This window comes from Asticcacaulis sp. SL142 (genome assembly GCF_026625745.1).
Lineage (GTDB): Bacteria > Pseudomonadota > Alphaproteobacteria > Caulobacterales > Caulobacteraceae > Asticcacaulis.
Map to the genome: position 1 here is coordinate 2,131,853 of NZ_CP113061.1, position 17,567 is coordinate 2,149,419.

At 56.0% G+C, this 17,567-nt stretch carries 17 protein-coding genes; 10 read left to right on the plus strand and 7 right to left on the minus strand.

Features of this window, described 5'->3' with window-relative positions:
* Positions 1-7: 7 nt before the first annotated feature.
* A complete protein-coding gene (locus OVA03_RS09675) occupies positions 8-433 on the minus strand; it encodes a response regulator (protein ID WP_267524051.1) in 426 nt (141 codons plus the stop codon).
* Between the two features lie 252 nt (positions 434-685).
* Here OVA03_RS09675 and zapE point away from each other — a divergent pair, with 252 nt between their 5' ends.
* Positions 686-1,804, plus strand: a complete 1,119-nt coding sequence (gene zapE, locus OVA03_RS09680) for a cell division protein ZapE (RefSeq protein WP_267524053.1) — start codon at positions 686-688, stop codon at positions 1,802-1,804.
* Between the two features lie 80 nt (positions 1,805-1,884).
* On the opposite strand, the gene OVA03_RS09685 is transcribed toward zapE, so the two are convergent.
* The gene (locus tag OVA03_RS09685; RefSeq protein WP_267524055.1) at positions 1,885-3,009 is read right to left on the minus strand and encodes a serine hydrolase domain-containing protein; all 1,125 of its coding nucleotides are present in this window, start codon (positions 3,007-3,009) and stop codon (positions 1,885-1,887) included.
* A 140-nt stretch (positions 3,010-3,149) separates the two neighbouring features.
* Here OVA03_RS09685 and OVA03_RS09690 point away from each other — a divergent pair, with 140 nt between their 5' ends.
* Complete coding sequence (locus tag OVA03_RS09690) at positions 3,150-3,950, plus strand: class I SAM-dependent methyltransferase (RefSeq protein WP_267524057.1); 801 nt, start codon at positions 3,150-3,152, stop codon at positions 3,948-3,950.
* 138 nt (positions 3,951-4,088) lie between these two features.
* Positions 4,089-4,481 (plus strand): DUF3597 domain-containing protein, encoded by a 393-nt coding sequence (locus OVA03_RS09695; RefSeq protein WP_267524060.1) that lies wholly within the window; start codon positions 4,089-4,091, stop codon positions 4,479-4,481.
* On the opposite strand, the gene OVA03_RS09700 is transcribed toward OVA03_RS09695, so the two are convergent.
* From OVA03_RS09700 to OVA03_RS09710, 3 genes are all read right to left on the minus strand, one after another.
* Positions 4,478-4,789 carry a hypothetical protein gene (locus OVA03_RS09700; RefSeq protein WP_267524061.1) on the minus strand — a complete coding sequence of 104 codons (312 nt, stop codon included), beginning with the start codon at positions 4,787-4,789 and terminating at the stop codon, positions 4,478-4,480. The genes OVA03_RS09695 and OVA03_RS09700 overlap by 4 nt on opposite strands.
* Positions 4,790-4,994: 205 nt before the next feature.
* Positions 4,995-6,386, minus strand: coding sequence for an adenosylhomocysteinase (gene ahcY, locus OVA03_RS09705; protein ID WP_267524064.1), 1,392 nt, complete (start codon positions 6,384-6,386; stop codon positions 4,995-4,997).
* Positions 6,387-6,469: 83 nt separating this feature from the next.
* Positions 6,470-7,123, minus strand: coding sequence for an exopolysaccharide biosynthesis protein (locus tag OVA03_RS09710; protein WP_267524066.1), 654 nt, complete (start codon positions 7,121-7,123; stop codon positions 6,470-6,472).
* 114 nt (positions 7,124-7,237) lie between these two features.
* Between OVA03_RS09710 and bioB the strand changes: the two genes are divergently transcribed.
* The 7 genes from bioB to OVA03_RS09745 all read left to right on the plus strand — a co-directional run bounded on the left by bioB (position 7,238) and on the right by OVA03_RS09745 (position 15,396).
* A complete protein-coding gene (gene bioB / locus OVA03_RS09715) occupies positions 7,238-8,227 on the plus strand; it encodes a biotin synthase BioB (RefSeq protein ID WP_267524068.1) in 990 nt (329 codons plus the stop codon).
* Between the two features lie 87 nt (positions 8,228-8,314).
* Positions 8,315-9,616: a glycosyltransferase family 2 protein gene (locus OVA03_RS09720; protein ID WP_267524070.1), complete on the plus strand. Its 1,302-nt coding sequence runs from the start codon at positions 8,315-8,317 to the stop codon at positions 9,614-9,616.
* Positions 9,613-10,953: an O-antigen ligase family protein gene (locus OVA03_RS09725; protein WP_267524072.1), complete on the plus strand. Its 1,341-nt coding sequence runs from the start codon at positions 9,613-9,615 to the stop codon at positions 10,951-10,953. The genes OVA03_RS09720 and OVA03_RS09725 overlap by 4 nt, the downstream gene beginning before the upstream one ends.
* Positions 10,954-11,098: 145 nt before the next feature.
* Positions 11,099-12,094, plus strand: coding sequence for a glycosyltransferase family 2 protein (locus tag OVA03_RS09730; protein WP_267524075.1), 996 nt, complete (start codon positions 11,099-11,101; stop codon positions 12,092-12,094).
* A gap of 136 nt (positions 12,095-12,230) precedes the next feature.
* Complete coding sequence (locus OVA03_RS09735; RefSeq protein ID WP_267524078.1) at positions 12,231-13,373, plus strand: glycosyltransferase family 4 protein; 1,143 nt, start codon at positions 12,231-12,233, stop codon at positions 13,371-13,373.
* 246 nt (positions 13,374-13,619) lie between these two features.
* A complete protein-coding gene (locus OVA03_RS09740) occupies positions 13,620-14,426 on the plus strand; it encodes a family 16 glycosylhydrolase (RefSeq protein WP_267524080.1) in 807 nt (268 codons plus the stop codon).
* Positions 14,427-14,430: 4 nt separating this feature from the next.
* Entirely contained in the window at positions 14,431-15,396 is a 966-nt protein-coding gene (locus OVA03_RS09745) for a glycosyltransferase family 2 protein (RefSeq protein WP_267524083.1), read from the plus strand.
* Here OVA03_RS09745 and OVA03_RS09750 read toward each other — a convergent pair.
* Both OVA03_RS09750 and OVA03_RS09755 read right to left on the minus strand, forming a co-directional pair.
* Complete coding sequence (locus OVA03_RS09750; protein ID WP_267524084.1) at positions 15,369-16,439, minus strand: glycosyltransferase; 1,071 nt, start codon at positions 16,437-16,439, stop codon at positions 15,369-15,371. The genes OVA03_RS09745 and OVA03_RS09750 overlap by 28 nt on opposite strands.
* A gap of 122 nt (positions 16,440-16,561) precedes the next feature.
* Positions 16,562-17,494, minus strand: coding sequence for a glycosyltransferase family 2 protein (locus OVA03_RS09755; RefSeq protein WP_267524086.1), 933 nt, complete (start codon positions 17,492-17,494; stop codon positions 16,562-16,564).
* Positions 17,495-17,567 lie beyond the last annotated feature (73 nt).

The following is a 17,567-nucleotide window of genomic DNA, read 5'->3' on the forward strand; positions in this document are numbered from 1 at the left end:
AGCAGAACTATCGAAAGTATATGTGATTGGCATTGAGCACGCTGTGCAACCCGGTGCGGTTGGCCCCGATCAGGACGCGGTCCAGCGCCCCCAAAAGCCCCTCAGAAGTAAACGGCTTTTTCAGGAACCCGTCGCCGCCGGCGGCATGGCCCTCATTAATGTGGTCTTCGTCATCATTGCTGGTCACCAGCAGGATCGGACAGTGGCTAAGGTGGAAGCCTTCTTCGATCTGGCGGATTTCGCGCGTGGCTTCTATGCCCGATTTGACCGGCATCTGAATATCCATCAGGATCGCGTCATATTCGTCTTCCTGATAGGCCTCGACCGCCTCTTCGCCATTGCGGACAAAGTCGACCTCAACCCCGGTCGCCGCCAGCATGAGATCGATCATGCGGGAATGGGTGCTGTTATCCTCAACGCATAGAACCTTCATCGGACACTCCCTTTGCTTCGATGTTTCACCACCGTTCACGCGGCTTTCCAAAAATGAAACATTCCGAAACAAACCCAAGCAAGAACGCTGCCAGTTAAGCGTTAACAGGGGGTGTGCAAAAAACCGATCCGCAGGCTTAAAACCTTCTGTTACCGGGTGATAAACGCGCCGATTTGACACAGTGGGCAGGCTTTACGCAGATGCGGCATTTTTTTAACGCGATCATCATCAAGTTTTGCTAAGGCTGACGGCATGAGCAGCGCCATTAAATCCCAGTACAAACGCCTGATCAAATCCGGCGACCTGACCCCCGATCCGGCCCAGAGTGCGGCGATTGACGTGCTGATCAAACTGGAATGTAAGATTTACCGCTCTCAATCATTCTGGCGGCAGTTTTTAGGGATCAGCCCGCGAGTTTACGGACTTTATCTGTGGGGCCTGCCCGGTCGCGGCAAGTCGATGATGATGGATCTGTTCTATGATCAGATCAGATTCCCGTCCAAGCGCCGCATCCATTTTCACACCTTTATGGCCGAGGTGCACGGCTATGTGAAACAATGGCGCGAAAGCGACGCGAAGACGCGCAAAGCCATTTTTGGCACCCATAAAGGCGATGACCCGATTGCGCCGATTGCCGGACTGATTGCCAAGCGCTCGAAACTGCTGTGTTTCGATGAGCTACAGGTCACCGATATTGCCGATGCCATGATGTTGGGGCGGCTGTTTGAAGCCCTGTTTGCGCGCAAGGTGATCGTCGTCATCACCTCTAACCGGGCCCCGGATGAGCTTTACAAAAACGGCCTGAACCGCGACCTGTTTGCGCCGTTTATCCGTATGATTGCGGAAAAGATGAAGGTGCTTGAGGTCAAGGGCCCCAAGGATTTCCGGCTGGATCGACTCAAAGGCTCAAAGGTCTATTTCACGCCGTCAGAGTCAGGTACTGAGGTCGCCACCTACAACGCCCTGTGGGCCAAGCTGACCAAAAACCTGACGGAAACCGGTGCGTGCCTTGAGGTCAATGAGCGTCGCTTAGAGTTCAAGCGGGCGGCGGGGCCCCTGTTGCGGGCGTCATTTGCTGAGCTGTGCGCGGCCAATAATGGCGCGCAAGATTATCTGGCGATTGCGGAGCGCTTCACCACCGTCTTTATCGACCATGTGCCGCGCTTAAGCATCGATAAACGCAACGAAGCCCGCCGGTTTGTGACCCTTATTGACGCGCTCTATGAGGCAGGCACCAAGCTGGTCGTTCTGGCCGAGGCCGAACCGGCGGATCTCTACCCCAAGGGCGACGGCGCGTTTGAGTTCGAGCGTACGGTGTCACGATTGGAAGAGATGCGCTCGGAAGCCTACCTTGATCGCGTGGCTCAATGAGAACTCCCCCTGTTGCAGGGGGAGCTGATATAAATCATTGATTTATATCAGAGGGGGTATCCCTTCTCTGAAAAAAGCATTTAAATACAGTTATAAACACAATCCATCAGCCGTACCGAGCGCGGATCACCGATCAGGTAATTGGATTGCCGGTTCATGGCATAGGCCGCCGACAGCTTCTTATCCGGATCGGCCATGACCATCGACCCGCCATTGCCGGAATGACCGACAGCGCGTTCGTTCTTGCCGTAGATGAGAATGTTTTTATTGCGCAGGAAGCCTGCCGCCCACGACAGCTTAAAGGGCAGGACGCGGTCGGGGCCATAGACGCGTTCACGCAAGGCCTGCCCTAACGCGCTCAAAGATATCACCCGATCCCCGCCGATAAAGCCGCCGGTGGCAATGATGTTCATGTACTTCGCCAGCGCTTCAGAGGTGGCATGACCGTTGGCGGCAGGCATTTCAAGCGAGCGCCACTCCGCCGATCCGCGACCGCCGGGGAAAGCGCCTTTGTTCAGAAACGCCGCTTTTTTGATGTCATCGACCTCACCGAAATTGGGCACGGTTGAGGGTTTTTGCAGGTCGCTGATCCTGTCAAATTCACTTTCGGGCGTGCCTATATAGAGATCCAGATCGTACTTACCCGCAATATCCTCACGCAACGCCGTCCCCAGCGTGCGGCCATCGGCGCGTCTGAAAAGCTCGCCCAGCATAAAGCCGGTCGTATAGGGATGGTAACCTGACCCTTCGCCCGGCGTCCACAGCGGCGTTTGTTCGCAGATCGCCTCAAGCACCGCCGGAATATCGAACCACAGTTCCGGCGCGCGTGGCGGATCAAAACCCGGAATCCCGCCCTGATGAGAAATCAGTTGACCGAGCGTAATCTGATCCTTGCCGTTCTGACCAAATTCTGGCCAATAGCTGGCGACGGTGGCTTCATAATCCAGCTTACCCTGATCGACCAGCCGCGCGATCATCAGGGCGGTGACGGCCTTGGTCGAGGAAAACACCGGCACCAGTGTCTTATCGGTAAACGCAACCTCGCCGCCCCGGTCGACCGATCCAGCCCACAGGTCGAGGATCACCTCCCCGTCCTGCACCACCGTAAAGCGCGCCCCACGCTCATGACCTTCGGCAAAATTAGCCGCGAACGCATCTTTGACGGGGCCGAGATGAGCCGCTGCAAACCCGTGAATATCCGTCATGAAACTGTTCCCCTTAACCAACAGACTTGTGTTTATCCCGCGTTGCCAAAAACAGCAATAATGATGACCTGCAATATTGTTATGGCGACGGAAAGGGGCTCTAATGGCGTTAAACCAGCAGAGAATAACGGGAGCTATTCATGACCAATTTCCATCGGATGTTCGGCGCAGCCCTCATGGGGGCGGCCATAGTTTGCGTAAGCGCACCGGCTATGGCCGAAGATGCAGCCCTGAAAGCCGCCGCCTCTGGCGCGTGGCGCGCGCCTGAAAATGCCGCCCGCGATCAGTACCGCCATCCGGTCGAAGCCCTGACCTTCTGGGGCCTTAAACCCGGCATGACCGTGGTTGATGTCAACCCTGGCAACAAAGGCTGGTGGACCGAGATTCTGGCCCCCTACGCCAAGGCAACCGGCGGGGCCTATGTGGCAGCCGTCGGCAATGTCGCCAACTATTCTGCCGGTGATCCGGCCATCATGGGCGATGTCAAAGCCTATACCCTGTCGCCCACGGTCAATGAAGTCCCGGCCGGTTCGGTCGATATGGTTCTGGTGGCGCGCTATTTCCACAACTGGGCCCGTCAGGACGGCACAACCGATGCCTATATGAGCGCGTTCAATACCATGCTTAAGCCCGGTGGCATTTTAGCTGTCGAACAGCACCGCGCCCCGGAAGGCTCAGACCCGAAGGCCGGCACCGGCTATGTACCGGAATCCTATGTGATCGAAGCCGCAAAAAAAGCCGGGTTTGAACTGGTCGCGAAATCCGAAATCAACGCCAACCCCAAGGACACCAAAGACCATCCGTTTGGTGTCTGGACGCTTAAGCCCATTCGCACAAGTGCGGCCCGTGGTCAGGAACCCGCCGCGGACTTTGACCGCGCCAAATATGATGCGATTGGCGAGTCCGACCGCATGACCTTGAAGTTCAAAAAGGTGAAGTAAACACCGCCCTGATAAGTTCCTTACAAACAGACCGCGCCGGATATTGTGATACCGGCGCACAAGATACAGCTCTTATGGCGTGTTAAGGTTTGCCCTTAACACGCCATTTTTTTAACGCGCATTCCAAGGAGCCGGATCATGGGTATTTTCTCAAAAATCAAGGACGCTATTTTCGGAAAGAAAAAGGCGGCACCTACGCCAGCGGCACCTTCCGCACCGGCAGCGGCGCAACCCGCGCCGACCGTGGCCCCCGCGCCGGTTGAGGTGATGGAACCCGTCGATGTCGAAGCCATTATGGAACAGTTGGCCAAAGACTATGGTCAGCCGTCAAACTGGCGCACCTCGATCGTCGATCTGATGAAGCTACTTGATCTTGATTCCAGCTATGCAGCGCGTAAAGAACTGGCCGAAGAGCTTGGATTCAGCGGGGCTTATGATGGCTCAGCCGATGACAATATCTGGCTGCACAAACAGGTCATGAAAAAGCTGGCCGAAAACGGCGGCAAGGTGCCGAATGAATTAAAGGATTAAGGCGCTGTTTTGATGATGTTGATACCGGTATGTTTATCATTGAATAGCTGATCAGCACACCAAGCTGAGACGAGGCCGTTTAAGGCTGTTATTTCATCGTCATATTCTGTTAGTTCCGTGTAAACTTCATGTACTAAAGGTTTCACGTTTTGAGGCACCTTGTCCTCTAAAGGAAACGTTTGGCACCATTTTAATAAAGCTTGACGCTCGTCTTTAGCATTAACCTGACTAATATATGTGCCACCTTCGCATTCTACGATTATGGTATAAAGTGCGTCCATTGCCCCCTCCGTCTGGCCTTCTGCCATCCACCTCCCCCGTAAACAGGGGAGGAGAAAGTCAGCATAATTCCTCCGCCCCTGCAAGCGTAGCTCTGCGGGGGAGGTGGCTTTTGAGCGTAGCGAGAAAGACGGAGGGGGCAATCTGCAAACAAAAAACCCCAAGCCGTTGGCTTGGGGTTTTTTAGTTTTCAATATCGAAAATACACTGAGCGACAGCGAAGGACTTTCGATATTAGTATCTATAATGCTCCGGCTTATACGGGCCTTCGACCGGCACATTGATATAATCGGCCTGCTCCTGATTGAGCATAGTCAGCTTAGCGCCCAGCTTTTCAAGGTGCAGAAGTGCGACCTTTTCATCCAGCTTCTTCGGCAGGGTATAAACCTGTTTTTCATAGGCCTTATTGTTGGTCCACAGCTCAATCTGCGCCAGGGTCTGGTTAGTGAACGATGCCGACATCACAAATGACGGGTGGCCGGTGGCGTTACCCAGATTGACCAGACGACCTTCGGACAAAAGGATGATCTTCTTGCCGTCCGGGAATTCGACGTGGTGCACCTGCGGCTTGATTTCGTCCCACTTGAAGTTCTTCAGCGACGCGACCTGAATCTCAGAGTCAAAGTGGCCGATGTTACAGACAATCGCGTTGTGCTTCATGGCGCGCATGTGCTCAAGGCGCAGCACATCTTTGTTGCCGGTGGCGGTGACGAAAATGTCGGCCTGAGCGGCGGCGTCCTCAACCGTGCGGACTTCATAGCCTTCCATCGCGGCTTGCAAGGCGCAGATCGGATCGACTTCAGTGACGATCACGCGCGCGCCGCCGTTACGAAGTGATGCGGCCGAACCCTTACCGACATCGCCATAGCCCAGCACAACCGCGACCTTACCGGCCAGCATGACGTCAGTGGCGCGGCGGATAGCGTCGACCAGCGATTCGCGGCAGCCATAAAGGTTGTCGAACTTCGACTTGGTGACCGAGTCATTGACGTTGATGGCCGGGAACGGCAGCTCGCCCTTTTGGGCCATCTGGTACAGGCGGTGGACGCCGGTGGTGGTTTCTTCCGATACGCCGATAATGGCGTCACGGATGGCCGAATAGAAACCGGGCTTTTCCTTGAGATAGCGCTTCATGACCTTATAGAGCGCTTCTTCTTCCTCATTGGTCGGGTTGTCGAGCACGGAGGCATCCTGTTCCGCTTTCGGGCCCAGAACGGTCAGCAGGGTCGCATCGCCACCGTCATCAAGGATCAGGTTCGGATAGCCGCCATCGTGCCACTCAAAAATCTTGTGCGCATAGTCCCAGTATTCTTCAAGGGTTTCACCCTTAATCGCAAATACCGGCGTGCCCTTGGCGGCAATCGCCGCGGCGGCATGGTCCTGGGTCGAGAAGATATTGCACGACGCCCAGCGCACTTCGGCGCCGAGGGCTTGCAGGGTTTCAATTAGCACACCGGTCTGAATAGTCATGTGCAGGGAGCCGGCGATACGCGCCCCTTTGAGGACCTGCTTAGGGCCATATTCTTCGCGGGTCGCCATCAGGCCGGGCATTTCGCCTTCGGCAATGTCCAGTTCCTTACGGCCCCAATCGGCCAGGCCCAAGTCTTTTACAATATAGTCGCCCATAGGGTTCGCCTCATCTCGTTTCAAATGTTCCCTGCTTTATAACGGCAGACGCGAGACGATGCAATAAAGATATAAAGATATCTTTATATGGGAAAGTTTTGGGCAATCTGTTCGATCCAACCCACGCTGGCCTGGTACGCCCAGATCGTGAAATCAACGACATAGTGGGCAAAGTAATAGACATAGGCTACGGCGCCTGCGGCCACCGAAAGCCCCGCCAGCATGAAGATACCATCACGTTGCAGGATGGCCAGCCCGGTCAGCACCACCGCCACCCCCGGAATGACATTGGCCCCCGGCATGGGCAGCAATAGGATCAGGGCCATGACCAGGGTTTGTAAACCCAGATAGATCATGGCCGGCCCGCGCGTCAGAAACACCCAGCGCGGTCGCGCCAGATATTCAACCTTACGCAATACACCCGCGCAGGCCTTAAGCACCTTTCGGAAATCCTCCCCCTTGAAATCCCAGCGCTTGACGAAGCCCGGCATCCACAAAGCCTTATGGTGCAGCAGCATCTGGATCGACGGCGGCAGCAGCAAAAGGCCAAAGACTGTTGATATGCCCGGCACGTTGGGAATACAGATCGGCAGGGCCAGAATGATCAGCAACAAACCGATCCCACGCCCTTCCAGCCGCGCCAGCAGGTCACCGACACTGACCCGGTCGCCATCAAGGCTGCCCGCCAGTTCATCAATGATTTGCGACGCCGGAATCCGGTGCTGGCCCTTGGGCATATCGTTCCCCACACTAAGGCGCACAGCAAAGAATAGTCTGGCTGATTTGGCAAGCCCGTTTGACCTTACGGGGCGTTTCGGTCTAATCCATCGATCAAAGAAGGAGACCGTCTCTTGGCCGACAGCGTACATCCCGTTCAGGTTTCAGTTCGTCACGACTGGTCAAAGGCGGAGATCGCTGATCTGTTTGACCTGCCGTTCATGGAACTGGTGTTCCGCGCGGCCACCGTCCATCGTCAGAGCTTTGATCCGTCTGAAGTTCAGCTATCGCAGCTTTTGTCGATCAAGACTGGCGGTTGCGCCGAAAACTGCGGTTATTGCTCCCAGTCGGCCAGCTTTAAAACTGGCCTTAAGGCCTCAAAACTGATGCCCGTGGATGAAGTCTTGGCCGCCGCCAAAGCCGCCCGTGACAGCGGAGCGCAACGCTTTTGCATGGGGGCGGCATGGCGCGATCTGAAAGACCGCGATGTCCCGGCCTTGGCCACCATGATCGGCGGCGTCAAAGCGCTGGGGCTTGAGACCTGCGCGACGCTTGGCATGATCACGCCGGATCAGGCCAAAACCCTTAAAGACGCAGGCCTTGATTACTACAACCACAACCTTGATACCTCGCCCGAATATTACGACAGCGTGGTCACCACCCGCACCTATCAGGATCGCCTCGATACGCTCGAGGCCGTCAAAAATGTCGGCATGAAAACCTGCTGCGGCGGCATTACCGGCATGGGGGAGGCCCGCGCTGATCGCGTCTCGTTCCTGCATCAACTGGCGACCCTGCGCCACCACCCGGATTCGATCCCGATCAATAATCTGGTGCCGGTGGCAGGCACGCCTCTGGGCGATAAGGCGCGCATTGAGGGCGGCATTTCAGGGATTGAATTTGTGCGCACTATCGCCGTCGCCCGCATCGTTTGCCCGCACTCAATGGTGCGGCTGTCGGCAGGCCGGAATGAGATGAGCGAGGAGCTTCAGGCCTTATGTTTCATGGCAGGAGCCAATTCGATCTTTGTTGGCGATCAGTTGCTGACCACGCCCAACCCTGAGCGTGGATCGGACGCCCATCTGTTTGCCGAACTGGGCCTTAAACCCATGACCATGGCGTAACTATCCACCGCATCGCAGCAAGGGTTTACAGACCGTAAACACATCCGCCCTAAAGTCGCCCTATATCTGCGACAAAACCGGATCAGGATGACCTTGCCCCCCGCCACGCCCGAAATGACTGGCCGTCCTTTAGTGTCCATTATTATGGCCAACTATCGCGGTGGCCGGTTTCTGAACGCGGCGCTGACCTCGGCCCTGTCGCAGACCGTGCGCGATATCGAAATCATCGTCTCGGATGATGCCTCCCCTGACAACAGTGTTGAAATTATTCGTGCCATCATGGCCGAAGACGACCGGGTCAGGCTGATCGAAGCGCCGGAAAATGGCGGCCCGGCCAGGGCCCGCAACCGCGCGCTTGATGCCGCTCGTGGCGAGTGGATCGCCATTGTCGATTCCGACGATTACCAGCACCCGCAACGGCTGGAGCGGCTTCTGGCTGCCGCCCGCGATCATAATGCCGATCTGGTGGCCGATGATCTCCTGCATTTCCATGATGACAACAGCCAGCCGATATCGTTCCTGATGCTGGATCATGGTTTGACCCAACCGTTTGACCTGACCACCGAGTTGTTTATTCGCGCCAATACGGCCCGCAGCGGACTGCCAACGCTGGGCTACATCAAGCCTCTGATCCGGCGGGAAAGCTTAAGCGCGCTGCGTTACGACACCGGTCTAAAGGTCGCCGAAGATTATGATCTGGTGGTGCGTCTGCTGGCGGGCGGAGCCAAAGGCTATGTCGTACCCGATCCGACCTATCTGTACCGTCGCCACGGCGGCTCGATCTCGCACCGCATGTCTAAGACAATCCTCACTGACATGATCGATAATCATAACCGCTTTGTCGCGGACTGCGGCCCGTTTGATGCGCCGGTTCAGGCTGCGCTTAACGCCCGTATGAAGGGCATGGAAACCGATCTGGCCTATGAGCGGCTGGTCGCGGCCATTAAGGCGAAGCAGATGACTAAGGCGATTGGCATACTGGCCCGCGCCCCTGCCCTGATTGGGAATCTTTACCGCTCATTGCGCGAACGCAGCGCCCGCCCAGAGGCCCTGCCATCCACTACCGCCTCTGCTGGCACGAAGGCTCAGGCCCTCATCCTGTGCGATAAAGCGCTGGGTGCGGATTCCCTCACCAGACTTAAAGCCCTTGCCATGCAACAGGAGGCTGATACATTCGCCACAGTCACTGTGCCTGACGGGTTTATGACGGAGCCGTTGTTGACAGACCCTGCCACATACCGCGACCTTTGGAACCATGCCGAAAGGCTTGGCAATCCGGAAGCGCTGATCGTGGTGTGCGACGGACCGGCGGCGGTCAATGCGGCAGGGTATCTGCCGCGCAGAAACATAGCCGGACTTACCGGCACCAAAGAAAGACCTCTGTCATGACGGCTACCCGCCAAGATGTTCAGGAAAAAGACACCCATAAGGGCCGCAGGGTTCCCTATGATCCCGGCGTCATTATGCGCTTTAATATTCCGATCATTCTGACCTGCCTGTGTCTGGCGGCCCTGATGCTGGAGCCTTTGTTTACCTCACGGGCGGCGCTGGCCTTTCTGGTTTTTGGCGCGCTGTTGATGCTTCATCGCACTAAGCTCAGCCTGATTGCGCTCAACAAGCATTGGTATCTGCTGATCCTGCCGGTCTATTGCCTGCTGTCGATCTTCTGGTCGCAATATCCGGCGGTGACGGCGCGGCAGGGCTTTCAGTTGGCCCTGACCCTGATTATCGCCATTGTGATTGCCACCCGCGTCGCCCCGCGCAATCTGTTTTTCATACTGTTTGTCTGCAACCTGATGGTGCTGGCCCTGTGCCTGATTTTCGGTGCGCGTCCGGGAGCCGGTGCCTGGCAAGGGATTTTCGCCAGTAAGAACGCGTTTGCCACCGTCATCGCCATGGTGTTTCTGTTCTCGCTGGCGCTTATTTATGAGAAACGGGTCAAAATCACGCTTAAGATCGTGGCGCTTGGCATCATGTCGATCTGTCCGTTTCTGCTGCTTAAGGCGCAGTCGGCCGGGGTGATCATGGGCCTTGTCCCGCCGGTCATGATGATGGTGCTGTTTCAGTTGACCCGTAGCTGGAAGCCCATTCAACGCATAACCATTCTGACCTTTGCCACCTGGGCGGCCATTGTCGCCGGTCTGGCGCTCGCCCCCTATTTCAGCGACATGTTCGCCAGCGTGCTGCGCTATTTTGGTAAGGACCCGACCCTGACCGGACGGACCGAATTGTGGGACATCGCCTTTGCCCACATCCGTGAACACCCGATGCTCGGCATTGGCTACCGCGCCTACTGGGTGATTGGCAATCCTGACGCCGAAGCCCTGTGGCTCAAGTTTGGCGTTAAATCCGGCGGCGGCTTCCATTTCCACAATCTCTATATTTCCAATGCGGTGGAAATCGGCATTATCGGCGTGGCGATCCAGTCGGTGATCCTGCTCGGCACCTTCATTGCCGCACTTTATAAACTGATTATTGCCCCGACGACGGAGAAGATGTTCTTTGTCATGTTCATGCTGTTCATTCTTTACCGCAGCTTCGGCGAAGTGCAGGTCTTCTTCGGGTTCAGCGATGTGTCGATGCTGGTCTATGCCATCTGCGTCTACAGCCTGAAAAAGGAGGAGTCTGAGCGACGCCCATCCACGCGCTATGTCCGCAAACGCCTGCGCCCCGGCCCGCCGTCAAAGCCAAAATCTGAACCGACTGAGCCCGCGCCGGTTACCTGATTTTTAAAGCGTTTCGCCATCGCATGGCTTCATGTGATGGATTAAGAAGAGCGATAAAACAAAGAGTTAGAAAAAATTTCGATCAAATTGGATCGAAATTTTCTCTAAAGCGTACCGAGTTTATTTTATTTAAGGATATTTCATCATGCCGGAATTACCCGACGGCCCTGAAACTGGCCTCGTCCATGTACGGATGCCGACCTATAAGCGCCCGGAGCTTTTGCGGCGCGCCCTGACCTCTTTGCAGCAACAGACCTGGGAAAACTGGGTGTGCGACATCTACGACGATGACCCGGAAGCGGCGGGGGGTGAAGTGGTGCGCGAACTGGCCGATCCGCGTATTCACTACACACAAAACAAGCCGCAGAAATACGCCTCCGCCAACATCAATACCTGTTTCACCCTGAATAATCCGCGCGATGCCGACTATTTCTGTGTGCTGGAAGATGACAATTACCTGCTGCCGGAGTTTATGGCCGAAAACATCGCTGTCGTGCGCGACCATAAGGTCAATCTGGTCTTGCGCAACCAGATCACCGAGTTCAACAGCCATGTCGAGGTGCCGACCTTAAGCACAGACGGCGTACTCGATCACCTATTCAAAGAGGGGATCTATACGCCGGAAATGTTCCGGCTGTCGCTGATCATGGGTATTGGCGTCTCCAATGGTGGCCTGTTCTGGACGCGTCATACAAAAAGCCCGATCGAGATCACCTGCACCTGCACCGCGGTATTGCAGGAATATATCCGCACCTTCATCCTGACCGAGCCGATCTATGTGGCCATGAAGCCTCTGGCGGTGTGGATGGAAAACGAAGCCGCGACCACCCGTAATGGCGGCGATAAGGCCGCCTATATGCAGCGCGAACTCAATCTGAAACGCGCTATCCAGACCCTGCAACGAGCCACATGGAAGGCGACGCCCGCCGCGGTGCGCCAGAATTTTCTGGAGCATCCGGCCTTCACCACCGCCGCTGATGCCCGTGAACGCGGTCTGATCAAGGCCCATCTGGGCGGTCTTGTCCCTAAAACCGTACCGCTGCGCGAAGCCATTGAGCTTATCTTACGAGGTAGCCTGATACGGTTCAGCGGTAAAACCGACGCCGACTTTGAGGCGCTGGTTAAAAATCAGGGTTTATAAATTCTTAATAAAGGTTAATATCAGGTCGAGTTTCCACCTCGGCATGCCTGCCACATCGTCGCTCTGGAGATGATAGTTCCTGCGTTGGTACAGTTTTTGCTCATCACGCCTGTAGTATCACTTCGAGACCAATACGATGGACAAGCAAATCAAGGTGTTAGCACCTACCGGGTATCCTTGGGCCTTTAACGGTCCGCGCCGTTCGCGCCACAGGGTACGCAATCGCCGCTTCGTCCCGTTCAACCGGGTCAATGGCACACTGGACGGGGTGACGGTCTTTAATCCGGTCGATGAACTGGGTAGCGATCTGTTGCATGCCTTCAACCGTGTCCCCGTCACCACAAAGCCCTATATTATCGGCTTTGAATCGCACCTGCCGCGCATTTTCGGCATCGAGGACAAACCCGCCTATCACCACTTTCTCTATAAGCGCCTGCTGTCGTCGAAGTGCCGTAAGATCATCGCCATTTCAGACTACGCCCTGAGAAACTTTGAACGTGATCTGGCCGCCAGTGACCTCAGCCCAGCCCAAAAAGCTACCCTGCGGGCCAAGGCCGAAGTGCGCTATCCCAATATGGTACTGCCGGAGGTGGCGGACATCGGCGATCTGCCGCAGCCTGATAATTACCAGATCAGCTTTATCGGCAATCACTTTGCCCGCAAAGGCGGCTGCGCCATGGCCCGCATGGCCGAACTGAGCCTTAAGAAAAAGCTGCCCTTTACCTTTACCATCGTGTCTTCGCTTCAGTACGGCGGCCATATCTGGTCAGACCCGACCAATCCGGAATTTTACGAGCCCTACCTGAAACTGCTCGACCTGCCCAATGTCCGCCATATCCCAAAGCTTGATAATACCGGCGTCGTGAAACTGCTCGGCGACAGCTATGCCTCGACCCTTTTGACCTTCTCAGACACCTTTGGCTACAGCGCCATCGAATCCCTGGCCCAGGGTACGCCGGTCATAGCCTCAGCTCAGGGGGCCCTGCCGGAGTTTATCAAGGACGGGGTTAACGGCATCATGCTTGACCCGGCCGTCACCGAAGGCGATCCCGACTGGCGCCCGCACTGGTTCGCCCGCAGCACCCGCGCCTTCGAGGACTTGTTCGCCGGAAATGTTGAGCGCTTCGCTCGTCAGGGCATTGAACGGCTGGAGGCCCTGCTGGAATCCCCCGATCAGTACCGCACCATGCGCCATCAGGCCCGCGCGGGCTGTGACACCCAGTTCAGTTCTGAACGGGCCTCAGAATTCTGGGACGATCTTTACCTTAAATCGGTGTGAAACCACATCTGTTTTTTACAGGTAATCAGGTAATATAGGATATCTTCCCGATATCGTCTTTGCCTTGTGCGCTCAGGCCTTTAAGTATAGCCTAAAGCCAGTTTGGTCTTGAGTATAAATCTGTCACGGAACGGGTTGATTATATTTGCACGCTTGTTAGTCTGAGCATGAGCGGTTCGCACTGCCCTTTGACCGTTTGAGGCGTCTGTCAGACTAAGCTATCGCCCCTTTCTGCGGAGACATGCCATGACCGGATCAGTGTTAAAGCCCGTGCTCAAGCCGTTTCTGGCGGCCACCACCGCCGCCTTATCCCTGTTTGCGATACAACCAGCTACGGCTCAAGTCACCGGCGGCGCGTCCTTCGTCGATAACTTCGATAAGGTTGATAAGACCTTCTGGTACGTGTCCCACGGCTGGAGCAACGGTGCCCATCAAAACTGCGGCTGGTCGATGCATGAAACCTTTGCCTACAAAGGCAATCTGAACCTGCGCTTCCAGAAAAAACCCATGGCTGACCGTTTGTTTAGCTGCGGTGAAATCCAGACCAAGGCCACCTATGGCTATGGCACCTACGAAGCGCGCATGAAAACGCCCAAAGGTTCGGGCCTGAACGGTGCTTTCTTTACCTATATCGGGGCGACTCAGGGCAAACCGCACGATGAGATCGACTGGGAAGTCCTGCTGAAAGACACCAGCGTCGCCCAAAGCGGCGGTTATGTGAACGGCAAGGGCATGGGCGCTACCTTGCCTAAGCTGCCCTACAGTGCCGACAGCGATTACATCAATTACGCCTTCGTCTGGGCACCCGACAGCATCAAATATTACATCAACGGCGTGCTGGTCCGCACGCTTGAAAGCCCCGCCCCCCTGCCGTCAAATGCCCAGAAAATCTTTTTCAGCCTGTGGGGCACCAATACCTTGACGGATTGGATGGGCACCTTCATTGAACCGGAAAAGCCTCTGTACATGCTGGTGGACTGGGTGGCCTATACCCGTCCCGGTGATGCCTGCCAGTTCCCGGAGTCGCTTGTCTGTAAACTCAACGGAGCCTAAGTTTTTGCCCACCAGCGTCAGCGTGATTATTGCGGCCAAGGATTCGGCGGATACCATCGTCAGAGCCATCACGTCAGCCCTTAATCAACCTGAGGTTATACAGGTCATCGTCGTTGATGATGGCTCAAAAGATACGACCGCCCAGGTGGCGCGCGATGCCGATGATGGTAGCGGACGGGTTGAGGTCATGTCGCTTGGTAAAAACCATGGCCCCGCCTATGCCCGCAACCGGGCGCTTGAGGTCTGCCGCGGGCAGTTGGCCGCCATTCTCGATGCCGATGACTTTTTGTTGCCCGGTCGTTTTACCCGCCTGTTGCCGCACGCCGACTGGGACATGATCGCTGATAATATCGCCTTTGTGCCAACGGGCTACGATGCGCCGCTTGAGATCAAGGGTACGGATGATGCCCACCCCCTAAGCCTTGAAGATTTTGTGCTGGGCAACCTGACGCGCGATGACATGCACCGCGGCGAACTGGGCTTTCTAAAACCCGTCATCCGTCTGGCCTTCCTCAAGGCCCACAAGTTGTCCTATAATGAGGGCCTGCGGCTGGGCGAAGATTACGACCTCTATGCCCGTATGCTGGCGGCAGGCGGGCGGTTCAAAACCACACGGACCTTGGGTTATGGCGCGGTCGTGCGCCCCAATTCCTTAAGCGGTCAGCACCGCACCGAAGATCTGCGCCGGCTGGCCGATGCTGATCATGATCTGTTGGCCCTGCCCCTGTCGGCACCTGAGCGCCAAGCCATAGCCCTGCACGAAACCCAGACCCGTAACCGCTATCGCCATCGTCACTATCTTGATCTCAAACGCGATAAGGGGGCGGTGGCGACAGTAATGGCTCTGCTGGGCGATCCGGTCTCATGGCTGCCGGTCGTAAGCGGCGTGTTGCGCGACAAGTTATCGTCGCCGCCCGCGCCGCCCGCCAACAGCGATGTGCGTTATCTTTTCCCGCTGCCCGAAGCCTGAACCAAAATCGCTTCAAACTGATCGATCTGAGCCGCCGGATCGATCTCTGGCCGACGCGCATAGGCCCGCGCCGTCTGCGACAGGGCGGCATAATGATCGCTGTCCGACCACATCCGCTTTAACTCCGCCGCCCAATCCGCCGTGTCGCTTCCCACCGGCATCAAAACGCCACCGGGGCCGACCGCCTCGCCCAAGCCACCGACATTGGCCGCCAGCACAGGTATGCCGCTGCAATGAGCCTCAGACGCGACCCGCCCCCAGGTTTCTTCCCACTGGCTGGGGGCCAAAAGGATTTTGGTCTGGCCATAGACGTTGCGCATATCAGAGGTGCGGCGCATGAAGGTGATGTTTTTAAACGGCGCAATGGCCGCATTCAGCGACGCTTCCTGTTCGGCATTAAGTGGCCAGCCTTCAACAAACAGGAACTCTATCTCCGGGCACAGGGCCGCGATCTCAAGGGCGCGGTCCAGCCCCTTTTTGGCGACCGGATTGATAAAGGTGACATAACGCCCGGTCGTCTCGGTTTCATATTTGGCCACATCGATCGACGGCGGGATGACGTGCGAGTCTATGCCAAACGCCTCACGATACCGGTTACGGGTAAACTGGGAGTTTGAGATAAACTGCGCGCCCTGAAACTGACGCGGATCGCCGCCCAGTTCCTCAAATTCGACATTGCGAAAATAGACCACCAGCGGCACGCCCTGCTTTTGCAGTTCAGCCCCAATCGGCACGGTGTTGTGACACTGCACCACCGCCACATCGGGACGATCGTCTTTCACCAGCGTCGGCACCACGTCCAAAGCCTTCCATGCCCGCCGAACATCGTAGCCCAGACCAGTATCCGTCGCCCACGGTTTGCGGGTCAGCTTCATCTTCAAACGGGCCACAAGCCCGAAAGTACCGTCCCCGAACAGCGAACACAGCACCGACGCCTTATGGCCGCGTGCCTGCATGGCCTTGACCAGATAGTCGGTACTGGACTGCACCCCGCCGCTGAATTCCGGAAAGTGACCATTGCCGAAACTAAACAGGATATTCATGACGCTTACGCCCCTAAACGGCTGGCTTTTATAAAGCCCTGTGAAATATGATTTAAGGAAAATTCAGATATTTATCGCATCCGCCATACCGCAACGCAAGACAAATGCAGTCCCCAAGTCTATCAAACGAACGGCGGGCGCAAACGCTGAGCTGGTGCGAAAAAAAGCCTCAGCATCTTATACCAGCGCACCGGATCAGTCCGACCGGATTTCAGCGCGTACTTGATCTCAGACTTGGCAAAGCCAATCGCGTTGCCGCGAATATGATTGCGGTTGCGCACCTTAAGCGGTTCCGGCATCTGCACCGCCCCGCTACCCAACAAGCGGTGATAATAGAGATTGCCTAACAAGGCTTCAGAGAACTGGATGCTGCCCGATTTATGATTGCGGTAAAGGTTATAACCATTATTCAGGCACATGCCCATATGGTTATCAAAAACAACTCTTGCTCCCGCCTGAGCTATGGCCAGAAAGTACATCTGGTCTTCTGAGCTTCGGCGCAGACGCGTATCGAACCGCAAGTGGCCCAGTGAACTTACACGTAGAACTGACGCTGAAATATGGGCCGGATATTGCGAAAAAATAACCTCAAAAAAATCCCGGCTCAGATCGTAAAAATCGGCATGACCATTAAGCGGCGCACGGTTCTCAAACATTCGGCACTGGGTAAACCTTGTCGAGGATCGCCCCGGCCAGGAATAGTCGCACAGGTAAAAATCAAACCCACCCCTCAGGGCCGCCGTAGCCCGTTCAAGGTGGTGCGGTTCCCATTCGTCATCGGAGTCGAGATAGGCCACATATTTGGTATCCAGACTCAGGTTCATCAGCCCCCGATTGCGCGCAGCACCGGGGCCGCCATTAGGTTGGCGGATGATACGGATGCGCGCCCGCTCGGCCTCGGCTCTGATGGCCACCTCATTGTCCGGTGACAACGGACTGCTGTCGTCGATAATGATAATGTCAAATGGCTGAACCGTCTGCGCCGCGATATTGTCTAACGCGCGCGTTAAAATGCCGGTCTCTTTTTGAAAATATGGAATAATGACCGATATCATGACCACCGCCATTCTGCGCCAACGCCTCGCAGAACATGGTTATCAGTCATTAACCTTTTAGTAAATTGTAATA